The sequence below is a fragment of the Bradyrhizobium sp. McL0616 genome, assembly GCF_049993385.1.
In the GTDB taxonomy this organism is placed as follows: Bacteria; Pseudomonadota; Alphaproteobacteria; order Rhizobiales; family Xanthobacteraceae; genus Bradyrhizobium.
Window position 1 is genome coordinate 7178122 of record NZ_CP188255.1, and the last position, 19969, is coordinate 7198090.

Sequence of the window (19969 nt, forward strand, 5' to 3'; positions counted from 1 at the left end):
CCATTCGGCGCGCGACCATTTTATTTGGTCATTTGTCCAAGACAATTAGAGGGAATGGCTAGCACGTGCAATCTGAATCTCGGAACCGCGATACGGACGGAAATTGACGTCGGCCCACTGAGCGGCCGCCTTCCCCTCCCCTCGTCTGTGGCAATTCAGGTCAATAACCCACCCCTTTTGGGTGACTTGCACGACGTTTGAAGTACCGCGATAATCTACACTTACCTAAAGGTGATCCGCTCGCGCTTCGGCAGGCAATTACGTAACGCGCTCCTTTCAGTAGGAGAATTGCAATGCCCGTGTTGGACTTGCCGCATTGGTTGATGATTGCAGGCTCCGCGTTGGTATTGGGCGGGCTCATTGGCTTGGGTGTCAGCCGCAACAAGCAAGTTGAAGGCGATCCCATTCTGCTCCCGGGCGACTTAGCAGCATGGAGAGCCGAGGGATCAGAGACCCCGGGCCTTGCGGCCGTCCGGGATTCCTGACGGCTTGCGCCTGTGGCCAATTCTGCGAAGCAAACTCTGGAAAGGCATATGGCCCTGCACTTTGTTCGCGTCGATACTCCGGTGCATGCGCTTGAAATCTGGATGGCGTGCAGCGGCGGATTTTCGTTTGTGATCAGTAACGAAAGCCGCACCGGTCCTGGCCTTCACGGAAAGCCGGGCCTGGTTGCCTCGTGGCGACCCGTCCAGGCGAACAAGTCCGCAATCAAGCTTGGCGGCTCCCCCTTCCATACCTTCGCTGAAGCCGCGAAGGCGTGCGAGGCTCTCTTGGAAGCACTTGAGCAGATGAACGCATTGCACCCCCCGGAGATTGCAGCACCGCCGCAATAAAGAGAGGCCTCTGCGCGGCCGGGGCTTCGAATTCCATGGTGCCGGCTTGCGCTTACGCCTTACATCCCGCTCAGCCCGCTATCGACCGCGAGCGTCTGCGCGGTGACGTAGACGCTTTCATCCGCGAGGAAGAACAGCACGGCATAGGCAATCTCCCAGGCTGTCGCCTGACGGCCGAAGGGAACGTTGCTCTTACCACGCGAGGGACGGCCGGCGCCGGCTTCGCGGCCGTTCGGGGTATCGACGAGGCCGGGATAAACCAAATTGGCGCGGATGCCGCGGCGCGATCCGACATGGGCGATGTTGCGCATCAGGCCGCCGAGCGCAGCCTTGGAGGAATCATACACCGCCATCTGCGAGCCGGCCTTCAGCGCGGCGATCGAGGAGATGAAGACGATGGCGCCGCCATTGTCGAACTTCGCCAATGCCGCGCGGCAGCACAGCATCGGGCCGCGGACATTGACGTCGTAGATTTTGTTCCACTCTTCGGGGCTGACGGCATCGAGGCCGACCTTGCCGAAGGTACCGATGTTCAGCACCATGCCGTCGAGACCGCCCATGGCGCGGTGCGCCTCGTCGATCATGCGCTGAACGTCAGATTCAGACGTGACATCGGCGGCGATCGCAAGAGCTTCGCCGCCCTCATCCGTGATGCGCTTGACGGTCTGCTCGGCTGAGGTGCGGTTGAGATCGGCAACCGCAACCTTGGCGCCCTCGCGCGCGCTGAGAATGCTCATGGCGCGACCGTTGCCGATCGGATCGGTGGCGGTGTCGAACACGCGCTGACCGCCGCCGACGATCAGGATGCGGCGGCCCTTCAACCGTCCCCTGCCCGGCGCTTCGCCGAGCGATTCCGCGCTGGGCGGGCGGACGTAGCGATCGGGCTTGGTTTCGGTGTTTTCCGCCATCTGAGCCGCCCTACTTCTTGCCGCCTTCATAGACCTTCATGCCGGCCGCAGGATCGAGATCGGTCTCGGTCGCCTCGGTCAGGCGCGCCATCATCATGTAGAAGCCCAGCGCGACGATGGATTCCACGATCTCCTGGTCGCTGAAATGTTTTCGCGCGGCAGCAAAGTTTGTCGCGGGAACGCGAACGTTTTCGACCACCTCGCGGCCAAATTTGAGTAGCGCGCGCTCCGCCTCACTCAGCGCCGCGGAATCGTACTCGCTGCGCTCCACCGCATCGATCTGCGCCTGCGTGCAGCCGACACCGAGCGCGATCGGCACGTGCTGGCGCCATTCATAGGCGCCGCCTTCGAGTTGGGCGGCCTGGAGGATCAGCAGCTCGCGGTTGACGGCTGAGAGCTTCTGCTTGTGCAGGATGGAATTGCCGAGCCGCATCGCCGGGATCATGTTGGCCTCGGCATGGGCCATCATGCGAAAGATGTTGAGCTTGACCGGCATGCGGTCGAACGAAGCGCGGATGTCGCCGCTTGTCGTTTCCGGATCAATCAGGGGCAGCCTTGCCACGCGTTTCTCCCTTGGGTTTTCGTTTCTTGTTGTCGTCATTGCCTGCCGCAATCAGCGACAGGAAGAAGGCGAGATAACGGTCGATCACCTCGATCACATTCGGCCGCGGCGAAGGGGCTGCGCCCATCACATAATGCTCGAGGCGGATGTAGATCAGCCCGGCAGCGAACAGCCGCGCGGTCTCGCGCGGATCCGGTGTGGACACCAGGCCGGCCAATGCAAAACCGCGAAAATAGTCCGTCATCATGCTCTGCTCGCGCGCGTAAAAATGATCGGCGAATTTGGCGCGAATGCCGGGCACGCGGTTGCGCTCGGCGGTGATGACCTTCTGGAACTGGTGCTCGCGCGGGTCGGACCATTGCTCGACGAGGTCCAACGCAAACTGCCGGCAGAACGCGGCGGGCTGGCGCGCCAGCTGCTTGTAGCGCGGCTCCTCCAGCCGGCTCGCCGAGCTTGCGGGGCCATGCTCGGCAACGATCGCTTCCAGGATCGCGGCCTTGCCGGAGAAATGGTTATAGAGGCTGCTCTCGCGGATGCCGACGCGGCGCGCCAGCTCGCGCATCGAGGCGCCGCCATAGCCGCTCTGCGCGAACAGATTGAGCGCCTCGGTGAGGATGCGTTCGCGCGTGGAAGGCGCAGCCGCTTCCGCGGCAGAGGACGTCTGGACAGCCATGCGACTTGACTAACGAACGATCGTTCGCTAGTCAACCATACGAACGATCGTTCGTTTGCCGGTCTGCCGGCGACGGTCGTGGCCAGCAAGTTCACTTGCTGGCGCTGTTCTCGCGTTTCAACTCCGCTCCATTGAGAGGCGGAGAGCAAATTTGGGGAGACGATTTCATGGCGCGCTTTGCCCGCCTTCGCTTGGCCGCGGCCTGCATCCTGCTGCCGCTGCTCACAGCAAGCACCGCTCAAGCCCAAAGCAAATATGATCCCGGCGCCGACGACAAGACCATCAAGATCGGCACCACCGCGCCGCTGAGTGGCCCGGTCTCGGCCTTCGCGCAAATCGCGAAATCGGCGGAGGCGTATTTCCGGAAAGTGAACGACGACGGCGGCGTCAACGGGCGGCAGATCCAGATGATCATTGCGGATGACGCCTATAGCCCGCCGAAGACGGTGGAGCAGACGCGGCGGCTGGTCGAGAGCGACGAGGTGCTGCTGATCTTCGGCGGCGTCGGAACGCCAACCAACAGCGCCGTGCACAAATATCTCAACGACCGCAAGGTGCCGCAGCTCTTCCTGGGATCGGGCGCGGCGAAATGGGACGATCCAAAGAACTTTCCGTGGACGGTCGGCTGGCAACCCACCTATCGCGACGAGGCGATCGCCTACGCAAAGTACATCAAGGCGAGCCATGCCAATGCGAAGATCGGCGTGCTCTACCAGAACGACGATCTCGGCAAGGACTATCTGAAGGCGCTGGAGGAAGGGCTTGGCGGCGGCGAGGCCATCGTGGCGCGCGCGGCTTATGAGACCTCGGCACCGACCGTGGACACCCAGATCCTGCAACTGAAGACTGCCGGCGCCGATGTGGTGCTGGTGGCGGCGACGCCGAAGTTCGCGGCCCAGGCTATCCGCAAGATCGGCGAAATCGGCTGGAAGCCCGTGACCATCATCTCCAACGTCTCGGCTTCGATCAGCGGCGTGCTGGAGCCAGCCGGCAAGGACAATTCCACCGGCGTCATCTCCAGCCAGTATCTGAAGGACGCGACCGATCCGGCCTCAAAGGACGATGCCGGCTATAAGGAATGGGCCGCCTTCATGGACAAGTACCTTCCTGACTCCAACAAGAGCGACTGGCTCAACGTCTATGGCTACACCATCGCGCAGACGCTGGTGAGCGTGCTGAAGGCGTCCGGCAACGACCTCACCCGCGCCAATGTGATGAAGCAGGCGACGAGTCTCAAGGACGTGCACCTACCGATGCTGATCAACGGCACCGCGGTCAACAACTCGCCTGAGCACACTACGCCGATGACGAGCCTTCAGCTGATCCGCTTCGACGGCACGCGCTGGGTGCCGTTCGGCGATCTCCTGAAGAACTGAGCAAATGCGGCAGGTCAGGGTTGGCAGCATGCGGGTCGATCTCGTCAGCGAGATCCCCGCGCTCGCTTTCGACAAGACCTGGCTGTTCGCCAACGTCACCGATGAGGTGATTGCGGAGAATCGCAGCTGGCTTGATCACCGCTATGTCGAGCCGGAGACCGGCCGCTTCATCCTCAGCCACCACTCCTATCTGGTGCGGACGCCGCGCTGGACCGCGATCGTCGATACCTGCTGCGGCAATCACAAGCCTCGGCCGCGCGTGCCGGTATGGAACGATCTCAACCAGCCTTATCTGGAAAACATGCAGGCGCTTGGCGTCGCGCCCGAACAGGTCGACTTCGTGATGTGCACGCATCTGCATGTCGATCACGTCGGCTGGAATACGCGCCTGATCGACGGCCGCTGGGTGCCGACCTTCCCCAACGCGCGCTATCTGATGGGCCGCGATGAATATCGTCACTTCGAGGCCGCACACAATGCGGCGCCGAAGAATCCCGTGAACCACGGCTCGTTCGAGGACTCCGTGCTGCCGGTGGTCGTGGCCGGGCTCGCCGAATTCGTCGAGACCGATCACCGCCTGTTCGACGATCGCGACGCCGCCTTGCGCTTCGCGCCGGCGCCGGGCCACACCGCCGGCAACATGCAGATTCACCTCGATGGCGGCCACGATCACGCGGTGATGTCGGGCGACGTCATCCATCATCCGATCCAGTGCGCGGCGCCGTGGCTGTCGAATGCCGCCGATGTCGATCCAGCCGCAGCGGTCGCGACGCGAATGGCGTTGCTCGAAGAGCTCGCGGATACGCCGAGCTATCTGCTCACCGGCCATTTTCCGGCGCCGACCGCGGGCCGCGTGATTCGGCATGGCGAGGCATACCGGTTTCGTTTTTGGGATTAGGGGGAGGCACTCATGAAGCTGCGCATCGTCACGCTCTCATTGCTCGCATTGTTGTCGTCGGCGCTCACCGCGCGCGCCGAGGATCCCAGCGCCTATCCCACGCACAAGATCAGGATGCTGCTGCCCTACGCGGCCGGCGGCGGTGGCGACGTGATCGGCCGGCTGCTGGCGGACCGGATGGGCAAAACGCTGGGACAGAGCATCTATATCGAGAACCATACCGGTGCCGCCGGCACGCTCGGCACGCAGATGGTCGCGGCATCAGCGAATGACGGCTACACCATCACCGTCGGCGGCATGACCACGCATGTGCTGGCCCCCGCAATCTATCCAAAGCTGCCTTACGATTCGATCAAGGATTTTACGACGATCGGCCGCATCGGCACGTCCTCGATCATGCTGGTCGCGACCAAGGATTTTCCTGCCGATGACATCAAGGGCCTGATCGCGCTTGCCAAGAAGGGCGAAGCGATCCAGTACGGCAGTTGGGGTGTCGGTTCGACCGGGCAGTTCTGCGCCGAGATTTTGACGCAGCAGACCGGCATCAAGATGGAGCACGTTCCGTTCAACGGCATCGCGAAACTTGCCGGCGATTTGCTCGGCGGTCACATTTCGCTCGCCACTCTCGACATGGCGACCGCGACGCCGCTGGTGAAGGACGGCTCGATCAAGGCGCTGGCCGCCTGCGGCGAGCGCTCGCCGAGCCTGCCTGATGTCGCCAGCTACAAGGAACAGGGCGTGCCATTCGACCGCAGCCTGTCCTGGGCGATGTATGCGCCGGCAGGCCTTGCCGAACCGATCGCACAAAAGCTGTCGGCCGCACTGAAGGAGGCGCTCGGCGATGCCGAGGTGAAGGAGAAGCTGCTTGCGCTCGGCATCACGCCGCAATTCGTGCCTGGCGACGAGCAGCGCGACATCAACGCCCGCGACATCGCGGCCTGGAAGCAGGTTGCCAGGGACGCGGGCATCGAGGTCAAGTGAGCAAGACAGCAACAGGAGCGCGGGCATGAGCCGCATCTTCGGCGCGGTGCGCCAGAACGGATATGTGGTGCGGGATATCCACGCCGCGATGAAGCACTGGATCGACGTGATGGGCGTCGGCCCCTGGTATTACATGGACCGCGTCAAGACCGACTGGTTCCGCCATCGCGGCCAAAACTCCGCGGTCGAGATGAGCATTGCGCTGGCCAATTCCGGCGATCTCCAGATCGAGCTGATCCAGCAGCGCAACGACGCGCCCTCGCTCTACAAGGAGTTTCTCGACGCCGGCCACGAAGGCCTTCAGCACATGTCCTATTGGAGCCACGACTACCAGGCGCTCTACGACAAGGCGATCGGGCTCGGCTACAGGATCGGCCATGAGGGCCAGATCGGCGGCGACAAGGGACGCTTTGCCTATTTCGATACGCAGTCGCATCCGGGCACGGTGATCGAGATCTCCGACATCAGCGGCACCAAGGGCCCGTTCTTCGAGAAGGTCCGGCAGGCGGCGATGAACTGGGACGGCGCCCGGCCGATCCGTGAGGTCGGAGGCGCGAAATCGTAGAGCCTTTCGCCTCGTCTGGACAAGTCATGCCGTTCCGGGGCGGACGATCCATGATAGGATCCCCGTCCTGTCCAAGAGTTCAGCGAGGCAAGCATGTCCGCGACTGACAAGGTTTTCGCCGGGTCGATCCCGAAGATCTACGACGAATATCTCGTCCCGATGATCTTCTCCGTTTATGCCGACGAGATCGCAAGACGTGTCGCGGCTCTCTCTCCTTCGGTTTTGCTCGAGATCGCCGCAGGCACCGGTGCGGTGACGCGCGCCGTAGCGGCGGCGCTGCCGCGCGGCATCCGCTATGTTTCGACCGACCTCAACGAGCCGATGCTCGCGGTCGCAGCGCAGCGTCAGGCGGAGGATGATCGCATCACCTGGCGTCAGGCTGATGCATCGACCCTGCCCTTCGGCGATGCTGAATTCGACGTAGTCTGCTGCCAGTTCGGCGCGATGTTCTTTCCGGATCGCGTCAAGGCTTACGAAGAAGTGAAACGGGTCCTGAAGTCGGATGGCACATTCGTGTTCAACGTCTGGGACCGGATCGAGGACAATGTCTTCACGCATCATGCAACGATTGCGCTCGGCAAGATGTTTCCCGATAATCAGCCTCGTTTCATGATCCGGACGCCGCACGGCTATTGCGACAGGGACGTCATCAGAACCGACCTCGAACGCGCAGGCTTCCGCGACATATCGATTGAAACGCGATCCGAAATCAGCCGGGCGCCGTCGGCCGAGTATGTCGCGATCGCGCTCTGCCAGGGCACGCCGCTGCGCAACGAGATCGAGGCAATAGATGCCAGCAAGCTTCAGGCTGCAACCGACATCGTTGCCGAGGCGATCCGAACGCGCCACGGCTCCGGGCCGATCGAGGGCAAAATTCAAGCTGTGGTGATCGAGGCTCGTCGGTAGTTCGAGGAGGTACTACGCCAGCCCGGCGAGTAATTTGGCCGCAGCTTCGATATCTGTCGTCCCGAAGCCTTCTGCGAAGGCGCCGAATACATCTTGAAGTAATCGCCTCGCACTATCGCGATGTCCGGTATCGGCCATGAATGCCGCCAGATCGGTCGCCGCCCGCAGCTCCCAGGATCGAGCGCTCTGCGCGCGTGCGAGCTCGATGGACTGCCGGAAGCAGGCTTCCGCCTCGTCTCGGCTCGCGCCCGGCGTTGCGGCAAGAAGCTTGCCCTTCACGCGCAGCAGTTCGGGCATCTGGAACAGCTCGCCGCTTCCATTCACCCGATCGATCGCCGCGTTGACGAGAGCGAGGCCCTCGCCGGCCTGGCCAAGCGCGAGGAGGCCGAGCGCTAGCTCCATGTTGAATTCGGTGGTGAGCAGTTCGTGGCGCGCTGCGTGAATGGGCTTGAGGCCGGCGCGCAAATCGTCGACGCCTTGCCTCACGTCCCCCCTGCGGATGGTCAATTCGGCCTTGCGGCATCGCCCGATCGCCATCAGCGGGCCCATGCCGTTTGCCTCGGCCAGCGAATAGGAGCGATCGACGTAATGTTGGGCGGCATCGAGATCGCCGCGCCAGAGAAAGACGGTTCCCGCACCGGCCAGCACCAGGGCCAGCGCGGCCGAATGACCCATGGCTTCCGAGGCCTTGACCGCCTCTCTCGCGCGATCCGCGGCCTGGTCCGGATAGCCATGCAGCCAAAGCGTCCGCGCCAAGGCGACGATCGACCGGTAATGCGGATCGTAGCCCAGCAGAACGGAGCCCTGCTGGGTGTGCGACAGGATTCCCATCAGGGCCTCAAGTTCGCGGCGCGAGCCGGCGAGATCGCCTGAAAACTGCAAGGCCATGCCGAGTCCGGAATGCGCCAGCGTCCTGATTGCGAGATCGCCTGATCTTTCGGCAAGCCCGTGGCAGCGCCGGGCGTAGTCGAGCAATATCCTGAAATGCCCGCTGCGGCCGTGGAAGATGTATTGCATGTTGAGCAATCCGGCCTCGTAGGCCGTCTCGCCCCTCGCCTCTGCAATGGCGAGGCTCCTGTTCAGCGCATCATTGACGGCATCGCTCTCTCCGTACATCTGCGACGAAGAGACCCCGATGCCCGCCTGGAGACGCATCTCATCGGAGCTTCCGATGGCGTCCGCGTCGAGCGCGATCAACCCGCGCTCGGACCAGCGGTGACACTCCGCCAGCAAGGACATGGCCAGAAAGACGTCGACGGCCGCAGCGGCGAGCTGAATGCCGCGCCTGATATCCCCGCTCTCGCCGAAACACCAGTCGAGCGCGGCTCGCACATTGTTGATGCTGGCGAAATGCGAGGTGCGTTCCGCGCCGGTGGAGAGAGTGGCCCAGTCGCGTCCGCGCTGCTCCAGCCAATCGCGGTAGTAGGTCGCATGCCGGACGGCGAGGTCGCGGGCTTCGTCCTCGGCGATCTGAATGTCCAGCGCGTAGGCGCGCGTGGTGTCCAGGAGGCGATAGCTCATCACGGTTCCGACCGGGCGCGTTGCGATCATGGATTTCGCGATGAGGCTGTCGATCGCGCCGAGAATATCCTTGCGGGCAACGTCGCGTCCGCACACGGCGATGACGGCATCGAGCGTGAAATGTCCAACGAAGACGGCAAGCCGGCAGAGAACGACCCGCTCCAAATCGGAAAGAAGGCCGAAACTCCAGTCCAGAGTTGCGTGCAGCGTCCTCTGCCGAGGCGGGGCGCTCCTCGGCCCAAGCCAGGAGAGCGCAAGCCGTTGATCGAGCAATTCTGCCGTCCCATGCACCCCATAGCTCTCGACGCGGCGGGCCGCGAGCTCGATGGCCAGTGCGACACCGTCAAGCCTGCGGCACATGCTCGCGACAACGGGCGCCTCATCGTCGCTGAAATGCAGCTGCGCGCCGCTCGCGCGGGCCCGCTCGACGAAGAGCTGGACCGCCGGAAATGTCCGGACGATCTCAGCCGTCAGCTCTGTGCCTTCGGGCGGACAGGCCAGTGTGTCGAGCCGGTAGACATTCTCGCCATCGGTCTGAAGCGCTTCGCGGCTCGTCGCCAGAATGTGAACGTTCGGTGCAGCCGCAAACACCGACGACGCGAACGCAGCCACGGGATCGACCAGATGCTCGCAGGTATCGAGGATCAGCAAAATCCGCTTGTCCCGGAGATAGGCAACGATGCTCGGCGTCGCGTCGCTGGATTGCACCGACAAACCGAGCAGCGATGCCACGACCGTCCCCACCAGGGTCGGATCGCTGACCATGCTGAGATCGACAAAGAGCAGTGCGCCGTCGAAGCTCTTCATCAGCCGATGTCCGACGGCGATCGCAAGCGTCGTCTTGCCGACGCCGCCGGCGCCCACGATGGTCACGAAACGCGTCGCCGTCAGCCGCGCCGGTATCTCCTCGATCTCCACCTCGCGGTCGATCATCGGCAGACGCACGGGCAGATTGGCCTGCTGAAAGGAGGGCGCATCGCCTGCGGGCAGCGCCTGATCGGATGAGCGCGCAATCTGGGCGACGAAGGTATAGCCGCGCCCGGACGAGGTCACGATATAGCGATTGCCATCGCTGCCCTCACCGAGCGCCTTGCGAAGGTTGGTGATGTGAAAGCGCAAGGCGCCTTCCTCGACGACCAGGCCTGGCCACACCTGCCGCAGCAGCTCAGCCTTGCTGATCAATTCGTTGGGGCGCGACAACAGCGCCACCAGGAGATCGTAGGCCCGACCGCGGAGCTCCACCTGCTCGCTATTCCTGGTCAGCACGCGCTCGGTCAGACTGAGGCGGAAAGGACCGAACGAAATGATCTCCGTGTTCTGCGCTGTCGGCATTGATTGGCGTTGTTCTTGGTGTGGCGCGGCCCAATTCGGGTGATTGCGAAAAGGCGGTGAAGATTGGCGTCGTACGGATCGTGATATCCGATCCTCGAGACAAAAAGTAGTGCTGCTGCGCCATATCCGACATGACGGACCGCCACCCTGCGAGCCATCCCGCCGGCATTTTCGTCTTAAAAGCCAATGGCTTGCAAATTCATCGACGACCCCATGCGGACCGTTTGATCAGGATGGGCGGGCTTGTCGCATCCCGCGAAGATCGCCGGCCATAACAAAATCTCTCAGCCCCTAACACGTGGTCCTACGACCCCCCGGTGAGCTCCTGCCAGCTCGCTTTTGCGGGCTTCGCACGGCTCCGCGAGGGCTAACGATCCATAACAATCGATAACGAGCAAATTTCGATCGTCCGCACCAAAGTATCTCCAGGACGAACGGCCGATCGATCTGCGACAGCGTCACGCAGGTCGCAACACGGGGCCGTGAAGTCTCGATCACGTCAACGGCGCGCAACGCAACCAGGAGACTTAGCCATGACCAGCAACCAGATCGTCGATTCCAGCTTCACCGCCATCATCAATGCACCGATCGACCGGATCGATATTCCGACGTGGTGCTTCAACCTGTCCGAGCGCGACTATCAGGGCTGCTCGCCGGCGCACATCGCCGCGGGCTACACGACGGCACCGGACGGCAAGCGCATGTCGATCAACGTCGAGACCATCGGCGGCAGCCTGATGGTGCAGCACTACGTCGAAACGCTCGGCGAGAAGGACCATCTGATTCTCGATTCGACCTCCGACGTGTTCACGCCGACCGGGCGCACCACCATTCACGTGACCTGGGAGCTGCGCGTCAGGGAGATTGAACCCGGCAAGTGCGAGTTCACCAACCGCGTCCGCTCGCATGCCACCGACGAGTTCATGGCGTTCATCGGCAAGCAGGGCATCCCGTTCGACCTGTTCCGCGCCCAGCGCCAACCCGCCTCGATCGCCCACAATCAGAGCGAAACGCCGGAGTTCGCCGCCAGCATCGAGCGTGCTGCACTCAGGAACAACTGACGGGCGGCGCCGTCGCAACGGAGAATCCCATGACACAGCTTTCATACGACAAGAACGACACCGCCCTCCTGGTGGTCGATCCCTACAACGACTTCATCTCGGAGGGCGGCAAGATCTGGCCCCGGATCAAGGCCGTCGCCGAAGCGAACAATTGCGTTCCACACATGCAGCAAGTGCTGCATGCCGCGCGCACCGCGGAGCTTCGGGTGTTTTATGCGATGCATCACCGCTATCGCGCCGGCGACTATGAGACCTGGAAGTACGTCGCGCCCATCCAGCGCAGAGCGTGGCAAGCCAAGAGCTTCGAATTCGGCACCTGGCGCGGCGAATTCCGTGCCGAGTTCGTGCCGGAGCCGGGCGAGATCGTCGCCAGCGAACATTGGTGCTCCAGCGGCTTTGCCAACACCGATCTGGATCTCCAGCTCAAGCGCCACGGCATCCAGCGGCTCATCGTCATCGGGCTGATCGCGCATACCTGCATCGAGGCGACGGTCCGCTTTGCCGCCGAGCTCGGCTACGACGTCACGGTCATCAAGGATGCTGTCGCCGACTACTCCGACGAGATGATGCACGCCGCGCTGGAGATCAACATGCCGAACTACGCCAGCGCGATCGTGACCACGCGGGAGATCGTCGAGGCGCTGTCAGCGACCCACTCTACAGTAACGGCTGCGTAGCGGCCGAACGATAAGGATCCGGACGGGCGATCGCGTTGCGCAGCCTGACCGGATCCGGCGACGCAAGACCAGAGCAGAACCGAATGCGGAGGTTCGATCATGAAACGCCGGGATTTCCTTGGAGCTTTTGCGGGTTTGGCATTGTGGCCCTCTTTCGCGAAGGAGGAGCGCAGCAAGCCCATCATCGGCTTCCTGAGCAGCCGGACGCTCGACGATTCGGCCCGTATCGTCGCCGGTTTCCGCAAAGGGCTTGCCGAAGCCGGCTACAGCGAGGGCCAGGACGCGACGATCGCGTACCGGTGGGCTGAAGGCGACTATGAGCGGCTGCCGGCGCTTGCGGCCGAGATCGTCGAGCTCAATCCATCCGTGCTGATCGCGGCTGGGGGCGAGCCGTCTGCGCTCGCGGCAAAAGCGGCATCCGCCGACATCCCGACGGTCTTCTCCGTCGGCGGGGACCCTGTGAAGATTGGCTTGGTCAAAAGCCTGAACCGGCCGGGCAGCAACATGACGGGAATCAGCCTCCTGGCCACGGAGCTGGAGTCCAAGCGCCTCGGCATACTGCACGAGCTGTTGCCGCGCGCCAGCGTGCTCGGCGTTCTCATCGATCGCGATTTTCAGGAGTCCGCAACGCAGGTCTGCGAGGTAACGCAGGCGGCACAGGACATCGAGCGGCCCATCGAGATCGTGTACGCGACCAACGACGGCGAGCTTGCAGTTGCGTTCGAACGATTGAGGGCGGTCGGCGCTGATGGATTGCTGGTGTGCGCATCCCCGTTCTTCGACACGCGGAGAGCGCACCTCGTGGCCTTCGAATCGCAGCAACGGATTCCGGCGATCTACCAATTCCGCGAATATGCCGCCCAAGGCGGCCTGATGAGCTACGGGATCTCCCCGCCCGACGGCTACCGGCAAATCGGACTTTATGCCGGCCAGATTCTCAAGGGCACGTCGCCGGCCGAGCTTCCCGTCGTTCAACCGACGATTTTCGAATTCGTCATCAACGCGAAGGCTGCAGGCGCGATGGGGATCGACATCCCGGCAAGCCTGCTGGCGCGCGCTGACGAGATGATTCAGTAGCCCGCCCCTCCCACCCATCGACGTCACAAGGAGACTCCCATGACCCGACAAATCATCATCGACAAGCCTTCCTCCGGACTATGGACCGCGACCTTCGACAATCCGCCGATCAACCTGATCGACCCCGATACGATCGGCGAGTTGCAGGATCTGTTGACGGCACTGGAAACCGACGCGGAGGTCAAGGTCGTGGTGTTTCGAAGCGCGGATCCGGATTTCTTCCTGGCGCACTGGGACGTGCTCGCCGACAAGACGAAAGTCGCCGCGATGCCGGCCGGTCCGACCGGCATGCATCCGTGGATCGACGTGCTCGTGCGTTTGGCGCGTGCGCCGGTCGCCTCGATCGCCGAAATCCGCGGCCGTGCGCGCGGCGCAGGCAGCGAATTCGGTTCTCGCCTGCGACATGCGTTTTGCCAGCCGTGAGCGCGGAATTCTGGGACAGTTCGAAGTCGGCCTCGGCTCGGTCCCCGGCGGGAACCCGATGGCGCGGCTTGCCGGCCTGATGGGCCGCGGGCGCGGGCTCGAGGTCATTCTCGGCGCCGATGATTTTTCGGCGGACCTTGCCGAGCGCTATGGCTACGTCAATCGTGCGCTGCCGGATGTGGAGATCGAGGCGTTCGTCGATGCATTTGCTCGCCGTATGGCCTCGTTCGAAAAGCATGCGCTGGTCGGCGCCAAGGCGCTCATGAACGACGTCACACTGCCCGCAGACAGTGTGTTTCCGCCGGCGCTAAAGGCTTTCTTCAGCGCGGCGACCCACCCGAGCACTCGGGCACGCGCGGCGTCGCTGCTGGAGCGTGGCTTGCAGCGCCGTTCCGACACCGAATTGCGACTTGGTCAGGCGGTGGCGGAGCGCTGATTGGCCGGCCGCGCCTTACCAAAAGCTCCGCTGCATCGGCGCCTGTTGATAGTATTGGTACTGGCCGCCGCGCTGCCGGCGCGGATTGACGGGCTGCGGGGCCGGATCGCGCTGCTGGAAGAAGAAGCCGAAGCCGTTGCCGCCATTGCCCCAGCTGTCGTCGCTCGCCATCGCCATCGGAGGCGGCGCTGTCGGCTTGCGGGTGATGAAGCCGCCCTGGGGATGGTTGCTCAAGACCGCGACGAACTCGGTGCGGTAGTTGGTCTCGGCACTCAGCGGCTCGTCCGAGATGATGATCGACGAGCGCGGCAATGCGGTCGGCCCGATGCGATCGAGCACCTCCTGCGGGAAGGTGATGCGGTCGAGCGCGTCCTTGGCGTTGTCGCCGTCGTCAATGCTGACCACGCTCCAGCGCAGGCCCGAATCATTCTTCGCCATCGCCGTGAAGATATGCGTGCCGAGCGGCTGGTCGGGATTACGGATCGTGACGGGAACCTCGATGCTGGTGTCGAACACCTCGCCGCCGCCATCCGGCGCCGGCTTGTGCGTGTTCCGCCGCACATAGAGCTTCTGCGTCGCGCGGCTGATGTAGACCGAGACCGGCTCGAGCGCGAGCTTTGCGTCGGTTGCAGCCCTCACGGCGTCGGCCTTTTTGGTCGTGGCCGCCTTGGCGGCATCCTTGGTCGCGGCGACGGCGTCGCGCTTCGGCTGCGCGGCGGCCTTGGCAGCGTCGAGCTGGGTCGCCGCATCCGCGGCCTTGGTGGCGGCCTTCTGCTTCAGCTCCCCGGCCTTTGCGATGGCCTGATCGGTCTTTGCGTCCGCGAGCGACTTCTCGGCGAAAGCGAGCTCGGCATCGGCGCGAGCTTTCTGCTGCTCCAGTTTGCGCAGCGATGCCGGGAGCGATTGAGCCTCTTTCGCTGCCGCAGCAGCCGCCTTCTTGGCTTCGCCGGCGGCGTTGGTGGCCTCTTCGGCTTCGGCTGAGAGCTTGTCGGCACGGTTCGGCGCCGCCGCGATGGCCTCCTTGCTCGGCACGAACAGCGAGGGATGCGAGAAATCAACCGGAGCGGCATCGTTCGGCGAGATGATCACCCGCATGCCGATATTGGTCTTGTCGAACAGGCCCTCGGCGAATGGGAAGGGCATGCGCACGCAGCCATGCGAGGCGGCATAGCCCGGTAGCGGTCCGCCATGCAGTGCGATGCCGTTCCAGGTGATGCGCTGCATGTTCGGCATCCAGGCATCGTCATACATCGAGGAGTGGTGGTCCTTGTCCTTCTCGATCACGGCAAAGACGCCGGCGGGCGTCTCGCGTCCCGTGGTGCCGGTCGAGACCGGCGCGCGCAGGATCCAGCCCTCGGAATCGTAGAACGTGACCTGCTGGCTCTTGATCGACACGATCGCCATGATCGGCTCGCCGGCCTCGCGCTGCGCCACCGCCTCGGCAGTCTGGCGCGGCTGCTTCGCCGCCATGGCGCCAGGGGTCAGCGCGGTCAGCGCCACGGCTGCCGCGAACATCACAATTCCGGGAGGCCCCCAACGCCGCATCGTTCCATGGGATTGCGCCGTCGTCAGTCGGTCTTTCATGCCATACCCCGGTTGCCTGTCAGCACTTGCGTGGATCATCCGTCAGATTGCGATCTTTGGATTAAGAAATCGCGGCCACCATCCGTTCCATATCCGGCGATTTTCGGTCCGTTCGAGCGGCAAAACTCTCATATACGAGGGCCCGCGCGGGCGGAAGGGTCGTCAGGGCTGACACTGGTGGCCGAGGCTGGCCTGAAGCTGGCAGGCAGGCGCTGCGGCGCAATGTCCGCTGCCCGTGGCGCGCGGGCGGGGTGTGACCGGAATCACAGAGAATTGCCTCAGGCCGCGGCCATGTTGGCTGTAATATCTACAATCAGCATATCGGAGGATGAACAGATGTCCTCAACTCTCTCGCAGATTGCCGCGGCCGTGGCTGGACTGGCGCTCTTCACCACCGGCCTCATCGTTTTTCCCGTAGGCCATACCAGGAGCCTGGCGAAGAGCCTGGCGGTCTCGGTATCTTTGGCCGTCCTGGCGGCCGTCCTGATCGGCGTCGCCCGCAACTTCGGTTCTTGAGTAGCACCAGTCCACATCACATTGCAGCCAAACCAGATGGTTCTGATCTCCATTACATATTTGTGACATAAGCCACAGAGGCTCCGAGCTCATGCTGCTAGTTTCGCAGGCATGATGAAACTTCTCAGGCTACCGATCATCCTCACCGCTCTCGTCGTCGCGACGCAAAGCTTCGCTGCCGACACCACGGGCGCAGGCTCAACCTTCGTTTCGCCCGTGATGTCGAAATGGATCGACGCCTACAAGGCCAAGACCGGCAACACTGTCAGCTATCAGGCGGTCGGCTCGAGCATCGGCGTCGGCCTGATCAAGAAAGCCACCGTCGATTTCGGCGCGACCGACATGCCGCTCGATCCGAAAGAGCTGGAGAAGCTCGGCATGATCCAGTTCCCGATCGTGATCGGCGGCGTCGTTCCGGTCGTCAACATCGACGGCGTCAAGCCGGGCCAGATTCATTTCACGGGCGAGGTGCTCGCGGGCATCTATCTCGGCAAGCTCAAATCCTGGAACGATCCGGCGATTCGCGCCATCAATCCCGACCTGAAGCTGCCGAATGCGCCGATCACCGTCGTGCATCGCATCGACGGCTCAGGCACGACGTTCAACTGGTCGAACTACCTCTCCAAGGTCAGCCCGCAATGGAATGCGAGCGTTGGCGAGGGCACCGCGGTCGAGTGGCCGGTTGGCGTGGGCGGAAGGGGCAATGACGGCGTCGCCTCGCTCGTCGGCCTCGTCCCCGGCTCGATCGGATACCTCGAATATGCCTATGCGCTGCAACGGCTCGACAAGATCTCGTTCGGCGTGGTGCAGAACAGTGCCGGCAATTTCGTCATGCCTGACGCCGCATCGTTCCAGGCGGCGGCTTCGAGCGCGGACTGGACGGCGGACAAGGATTTCCACCTCGTGCTCACCAACGCGCCGGGCGAGGATGCCTACCCGATCACCGCCACGACATTCGTGTTGATGCCGATCAAGCCGAAATCGCCCGAGAGATCGGCGGCAGCCATCGACTTCGTGCGCTGGTCATTGGAGAACGGAAAGTCGCAGGCCGAAACGCTGAACTACGTTCCGTTGCCGCCGGCCCTGATCCAGCAGGTCGAGCTCTACTGGCAGCAGAGCTTTGAAGCGGTGACGGCGTCGGCGATCGGCAAGCACTGACGCCAAAGTGGCGCGCCTTACGGCGCACCAACGGCCTTGTTCGCAACGAGCGCCTCGATCTCGGCATCATTCAGGCCCGCTTCGCGCAAGACCTCGCGCGAATGCTCGCCGAGGCGCGGCGCCATGCGATGAATGCCGGCAGGACTCTCGGAGAATTTCGTCGCAGGCCGCGCCTGCCGAATACGGCCCTCGGTCGGATGATCGATATCCGCAAACAATCCGACCGCTGCGAGATGCGGCTGCTCGCCGATCTCGGTCAGCCGTGCGAAGGCGGTGTGCGGCACGTCGAGCCGCAGCAATAGCTCCTCCCATTCCGCTGTGGTGCGGGTAGGCCCGATCTCGCTCATGCGGTCGTAGATTTTGTCGATGTTCTGGGAGCGCAGCACGGGATCGCGCACGCCGAGCTCGTCGCTCAATTCAGGGCGGCCCACGGCCTCGAAGAAGGCGCACCAATTGTCCCCGGAATAGGGCAGCATCGTCAGCCAGCCGTCCTTGGTGCGCACGGGGCGCCGGTTCTTCATGCGCTTGTAGCCGGTCGGTCCGATTGGCGGATCGAACGCGTGTCCGCCCAGCATCTCGATGCTGTTGAAGCCTGCGATCGTCTCCAGCATCGGCACTTCGACCATCTGGCCCTCACCCGTGCGCTCGCGCCGGAACAAGGCTGCGGACACCGCACCGACCATGGCCAGCGCGCAGATCTTGTCACCGACCAGACTCGGGATGAACTGCGGCTCCTCGTCCGATCCGATCGACGATGCAAGGCCCGAGGCGGCCTGGATGATCTCGTCGAAGGCGGGCCGCGCCGCCCAGGGGCCGTCCTGGCCAAAGCCGGTCGCCGCGGCATAGATCAGCCGCGGGTTCAACTTGGCGCACGCCTCGTAGCCGAAGCCCAGCCGTGCCATCGCAGCGGGCCGCACATTGGTGACGAGCGCATCGACTGTCGGGATCAGCTTGGCCAGCGCCGCCTTGCCGTCCGGATGCTTCAGATCAAGCGCCAGGCTGCGCTTGTTGCGATTGACCGCCATGAACTGGCCACTCATGCCACGATTTCGAAACACGCCGGTGTAGCGCCATGTATCGCCGGTCGTTGGCTCGATCTTGATGACATCGGCGCCCCAGTCGCCGAGCATTTGCGCGGCATAGGGACCGAACAGCACGCTCGTCAGATCGAGGACGCGAATGCCGCTGAGGGGGCCAGTCGGTGTCGTCATGTCTTCACTGTGGCTGGAGGATGCGATCAATCGATACGCGGATGCTATTCGCCGATGACGTCGCCGAACAGCTCCCAGGACTTTCCGTTGAAGCGCGCCATCTGCAACTGGCGGATCGGCGTGACCTGCTCGCCCGAGGTGTTGAGCTTGATGCCGGGCAGCAGCATCGGCAGCTCGACATCCTTGAATGATTGCGCCTGCTTCATCAGATTGGCGCGCGTGAGGTCATTGCCGGCGCGTTGCAGCACCAGCTCCATCATCTGCGCCATGGTGTAGCCGGTGACATTGAAGATATCCGCGGGGTCCGCGCCCGCATTGTAGGTCTTCATCCATTCGCGCCACGCCTTCATGCCGGCATCATCAGCCCAGCGCGGATCGCCGGGATCCTTCTGGAAGGCGCCGGTGACGATGCCGACGGCATTCTCGAGCCCGGCCGGGGTCAGCACGGAGCCGACGGAATTCGAAACAGCCGGAAGAATGATCTGCGGCTTCCAGCCAAGCTCGGCAGCCTTCTTGATCGCCTGGGCCGCGAATTTCGGCGTGCATTCATTGAACAGCACGTCGGCGCCGGCGGCCTTGAACTTGACGATCTGGGAGTCGACGGTCGGATCGGTCGTCTCGTAGACGGCCTCGGACACGATCTGATTGACGTGCTCGCCGAGCCCTTCCTTGAAGCCCGCGAGATAGTCGCGCCCCGGATCCTCGTCTGGCGTGATGACGGCAATCTTGGCGTTCGGCTTGTTCGCTAAAATCCACTTGGCGTAGAGCCGCCCCTCAGTCCTGTAGGTCGGCTGCGAGCCGGTGGTCCAGGGAAAATGCTGCGGATCGTTCCAGCGGCTGGCGCCGCTCGACGGGAACAGCTGCGGGATCTTCTTGGCATTGAGGTACTTTTGCGCCGCGATGTTCGGGCCGGTCCCTAACATCGAGAACATCGCCAGGACTTCGTCGCTTTCGGCCAGACGACGCATCTGCTCGACGGTCTTCGCCGGCGAATAGCCATCGTCCATGCTGAGGAGTTCGACTTTGCGGCCGTTGATGCCACCCTTGTCGTTGAGCATCTTGAAATAGGCGATTTCGGCGCGGCCGATCGCGGAATAAGCGGAGGCCGGCCCCGAATAGGGCATGGTCTGACCGAGCTTGATGCCCGTGTCTGTCGCGCCGGTATCGTAATTTCCCGCCGTAGCGACTGAGGCAGCGAAGAGCGCAAGCAGAGCAACAGCTCCACGGACGAAGTTACGTTGTTTTCCCGGCATGCCCGGCATCTCCTACCC

General features: G+C 63.2%; 20 protein-coding genes. 13 read left to right on the forward strand and 7 right to left on the reverse strand.

Features of this window, described 5'->3' with window-relative positions; translation table 11 throughout:
* The first annotated feature begins 533 nt into the window (after positions 1–533).
* Positions 534–833, forward strand: a complete 300-nt coding sequence (locus ACPPVR_RS34495) for a hypothetical protein (protein WP_426610977.1) — start codon at positions 534–536, stop codon at positions 831–833.
* A gap of 59 nt (positions 834–892) precedes the next feature.
* Here ACPPVR_RS34495 and ACPPVR_RS34500 read toward each other — a convergent pair whose 3' ends face one another.
* The 3 genes from ACPPVR_RS34500 to ACPPVR_RS34510 are packed head-to-tail and all read right to left on the reverse strand — an operon-like array spanning position 893 to position 2976.
* Complete coding sequence (locus tag ACPPVR_RS34500; protein ID WP_426610978.1) at positions 893–1741, reverse strand: SDR family NAD(P)-dependent oxidoreductase; 849 nt, start codon at positions 1739–1741, stop codon at positions 893–895.
* A 10-nt stretch (positions 1742–1751) separates the two neighbouring features.
* Positions 1752–2303, reverse strand: a complete 552-nt coding sequence (locus tag ACPPVR_RS34505; RefSeq protein WP_426610979.1) for a carboxymuconolactone decarboxylase family protein — start codon at positions 2301–2303, stop codon at positions 1752–1754.
* Positions 2281–2976, reverse strand: a complete 696-nt coding sequence (locus ACPPVR_RS34510) for a TetR/AcrR family transcriptional regulator (RefSeq protein ID WP_426610980.1) — start codon at positions 2974–2976, stop codon at positions 2281–2283. The genes ACPPVR_RS34505 and ACPPVR_RS34510 overlap by 23 nt, the downstream gene beginning before the upstream one ends.
* Positions 2977–3143: 167 nt before the next feature.
* Between ACPPVR_RS34510 and ACPPVR_RS34515 the strand changes: the two genes are divergently transcribed.
* The 5 genes from ACPPVR_RS34515 to ACPPVR_RS34535 all read left to right on the forward strand — a co-directional run bounded on the left by ACPPVR_RS34515 (position 3144) and on the right by ACPPVR_RS34535 (position 7702).
* Entirely contained in the window at positions 3144–4352 is a 1209-nt protein-coding gene (locus ACPPVR_RS34515; RefSeq protein WP_426610981.1) for an ABC transporter substrate-binding protein, read from the forward strand.
* Positions 4353–4356: 4 nt separating this feature from the next.
* The gene (locus tag ACPPVR_RS34520) at positions 4357–5250 is read left to right on the forward strand and encodes an MBL fold metallo-hydrolase (protein WP_426610982.1); all 894 of its coding nucleotides are present in this window, start codon (positions 4357–4359) and stop codon (positions 5248–5250) included.
* Between the two features lie 12 nt (positions 5251–5262).
* Positions 5263–6231, forward strand: coding sequence for a Bug family tripartite tricarboxylate transporter substrate binding protein (locus ACPPVR_RS34525; RefSeq protein WP_426610983.1), 969 nt, complete (start codon positions 5263–5265; stop codon positions 6229–6231).
* Positions 6232–6256: 25 nt separating this feature from the next.
* A complete protein-coding gene (locus tag ACPPVR_RS34530; protein WP_426610984.1) occupies positions 6257–6796 on the forward strand; it encodes a VOC family protein in 540 nt (179 codons plus the stop codon).
* Positions 6797–6889: 93 nt separating this feature from the next.
* Entirely contained in the window at positions 6890–7702 is an 813-nt protein-coding gene (locus tag ACPPVR_RS34535; protein ID WP_426610985.1) for a class I SAM-dependent methyltransferase, read from the forward strand.
* A 12-nt stretch (positions 7703–7714) separates the two neighbouring features.
* On the opposite strand, the gene ACPPVR_RS34540 is transcribed toward ACPPVR_RS34535, so the two are convergent.
* Positions 7715–10555, reverse strand: a complete 2841-nt coding sequence (locus ACPPVR_RS34540; protein WP_426610986.1) for an ATP-binding protein — start codon at positions 10553–10555, stop codon at positions 7715–7717.
* A gap of 533 nt (positions 10556–11088) precedes the next feature.
* Between ACPPVR_RS34540 and ACPPVR_RS34545 the strand changes: the two genes are divergently transcribed.
* The 5 genes from ACPPVR_RS34545 (at position 11089) to ACPPVR_RS34565 (ending at position 14229) form a co-directional block, all read left to right on the forward strand.
* A complete protein-coding gene (locus ACPPVR_RS34545; protein WP_426610987.1) occupies positions 11089–11616 on the forward strand; it encodes a hypothetical protein in 528 nt (175 codons plus the stop codon).
* A gap of 29 nt (positions 11617–11645) precedes the next feature.
* Positions 11646–12293, forward strand: coding sequence for an isochorismatase family cysteine hydrolase (locus ACPPVR_RS34550; protein ID WP_426610988.1), 648 nt, complete (start codon positions 11646–11648; stop codon positions 12291–12293).
* 99 nt (positions 12294–12392) lie between these two features.
* Positions 12393–13370, forward strand: a complete 978-nt coding sequence (locus ACPPVR_RS34555) for an ABC transporter substrate-binding protein (RefSeq protein ID WP_426610989.1) — start codon at positions 12393–12395, stop codon at positions 13368–13370.
* Positions 13371–13409: 39 nt separating this feature from the next.
* Positions 13410–13793: an enoyl-CoA hydratase/isomerase family protein gene (locus tag ACPPVR_RS34560; protein ID WP_426610990.1), complete on the forward strand. Its 384-nt coding sequence runs from the start codon at positions 13410–13412 to the stop codon at positions 13791–13793.
* Positions 13774–14229, forward strand: a complete 456-nt coding sequence (locus ACPPVR_RS34565; RefSeq protein WP_426610991.1) for an enoyl-CoA hydratase/isomerase family protein — start codon at positions 13774–13776, stop codon at positions 14227–14229. Before ACPPVR_RS34560 ends, ACPPVR_RS34565 begins: the two co-directional genes overlap by 20 nt.
* A gap of 15 nt (positions 14230–14244) precedes the next feature.
* Here ACPPVR_RS34565 and ACPPVR_RS34570 read toward each other — a convergent pair whose 3' ends face one another.
* Complete coding sequence (locus ACPPVR_RS34570; protein WP_426610992.1) at positions 14245–15813, reverse strand: L,D-transpeptidase; 1569 nt, start codon at positions 15811–15813, stop codon at positions 14245–14247.
* 336 nt (positions 15814–16149) lie between these two features.
* Between ACPPVR_RS34570 and ACPPVR_RS34575 the strand changes: the two genes are divergently transcribed.
* Together ACPPVR_RS34575 and pstS are read left to right on the forward strand one after the other, a co-directional pair.
* Complete coding sequence (locus tag ACPPVR_RS34575; RefSeq protein WP_426610993.1) at positions 16150–16329, forward strand: hypothetical protein; 180 nt, start codon at positions 16150–16152, stop codon at positions 16327–16329.
* A gap of 111 nt (positions 16330–16440) precedes the next feature.
* Complete coding sequence (gene pstS, locus ACPPVR_RS34580; protein WP_426610994.1) at positions 16441–17487, forward strand: phosphate ABC transporter substrate-binding protein PstS; 1047 nt, start codon at positions 16441–16443, stop codon at positions 17485–17487.
* Positions 17488–17504: 17 nt separating this feature from the next.
* Here the strand turns inward: pstS and ACPPVR_RS34585 are convergent, their stop codons facing one another.
* Positions 17505–18698, reverse strand: coding sequence for a CaiB/BaiF CoA transferase family protein (locus ACPPVR_RS34585; RefSeq protein ID WP_426610995.1), 1194 nt, complete (start codon positions 18696–18698; stop codon positions 17505–17507).
* 44 nt (positions 18699–18742) lie between these two features.
* Positions 18743–19951 carry an ABC transporter substrate-binding protein gene (locus ACPPVR_RS34590; protein ID WP_426610996.1) on the reverse strand — a complete coding sequence of 403 codons (1209 nt, stop codon included), beginning with the start codon at positions 19949–19951 and terminating at the stop codon, positions 18743–18745.
* Between the last annotated feature and the right edge of the window lie 18 nt (positions 19952–19969).

Excerpts from the sequence above, each read along its gene's own strand:
- ACPPVR_RS34525 (WP_426610983.1), top strand. The coding sequence starts at position 5,263 with ATGAAGCTGCGCATCGTCACGCTCTCATTGCTCGCATTGTTGTCGTCG.
- ACPPVR_RS34585 (WP_426610995.1), bottom strand. The coding sequence starts at position 18,698 with ATGACGACACCGACTGGCCCCCTCAGCGGCATTCGCGTCCTCGATCTG.
- ACPPVR_RS34500 (WP_426610978.1), bottom strand. The coding sequence starts at position 1,741 with ATGGCGGAAAACACCGAAACCAAGCCCGATCGCTACGTCCGCCCGCCC.
- ACPPVR_RS34520 (WP_426610982.1), top strand. The coding sequence starts at position 4,357 with ATGCGGCAGGTCAGGGTTGGCAGCATGCGGGTCGATCTCGTCAGCGAG.
- ACPPVR_RS34510 (WP_426610980.1), bottom strand. The coding sequence starts at position 2,976 with ATGGCTGTCCAGACGTCCTCTGCCGCGGAAGCGGCTGCGCCTTCCACG.
- pstS (WP_426610994.1), top strand. The coding sequence starts at position 16,441 with ATGATGAAACTTCTCAGGCTACCGATCATCCTCACCGCTCTCGTCGTC.
- ACPPVR_RS34495 (WP_426610977.1), top strand. The coding sequence starts at position 534 with ATGGCCCTGCACTTTGTTCGCGTCGATACTCCGGTGCATGCGCTTGAA.
- ACPPVR_RS34560 (WP_426610990.1), top strand. The coding sequence starts at position 13,410 with ATGACCCGACAAATCATCATCGACAAGCCTTCCTCCGGACTATGGACC.
- ACPPVR_RS34555 (WP_426610989.1), top strand. The coding sequence starts at position 12,393 with ATGAAACGCCGGGATTTCCTTGGAGCTTTTGCGGGTTTGGCATTGTGG.
- ACPPVR_RS34515 (WP_426610981.1), top strand. The coding sequence starts at position 3,144 with ATGGCGCGCTTTGCCCGCCTTCGCTTGGCCGCGGCCTGCATCCTGCTG.
- ACPPVR_RS34535 (WP_426610985.1), top strand. The coding sequence starts at position 6,890 with ATGTCCGCGACTGACAAGGTTTTCGCCGGGTCGATCCCGAAGATCTAC.
- ACPPVR_RS34575 (WP_426610993.1), top strand. The coding sequence starts at position 16,150 with ATGTCCTCAACTCTCTCGCAGATTGCCGCGGCCGTGGCTGGACTGGCG.
- ACPPVR_RS34590 (WP_426610996.1), bottom strand. The coding sequence starts at position 19,951 with ATGCCGGGAAAACAACGTAACTTCGTCCGTGGAGCTGTTGCTCTGCTT.
- ACPPVR_RS34545 (WP_426610987.1), top strand. The coding sequence starts at position 11,089 with ATGACCAGCAACCAGATCGTCGATTCCAGCTTCACCGCCATCATCAAT.
- ACPPVR_RS34565 (WP_426610991.1), top strand. The coding sequence starts at position 13,774 with ATGCGTTTTGCCAGCCGTGAGCGCGGAATTCTGGGACAGTTCGAAGTC.
- ACPPVR_RS34550 (WP_426610988.1), top strand. The coding sequence starts at position 11,646 with ATGACACAGCTTTCATACGACAAGAACGACACCGCCCTCCTGGTGGTC.
- ACPPVR_RS34540 (WP_426610986.1), bottom strand. The coding sequence starts at position 10,555 with ATGCCGACAGCGCAGAACACGGAGATCATTTCGTTCGGTCCTTTCCGC.
- ACPPVR_RS34570 (WP_426610992.1), bottom strand. The coding sequence starts at position 15,813 with ATGAAAGACCGACTGACGACGGCGCAATCCCATGGAACGATGCGGCGT.
- ACPPVR_RS34530 (WP_426610984.1), top strand. The coding sequence starts at position 6,257 with ATGAGCCGCATCTTCGGCGCGGTGCGCCAGAACGGATATGTGGTGCGG.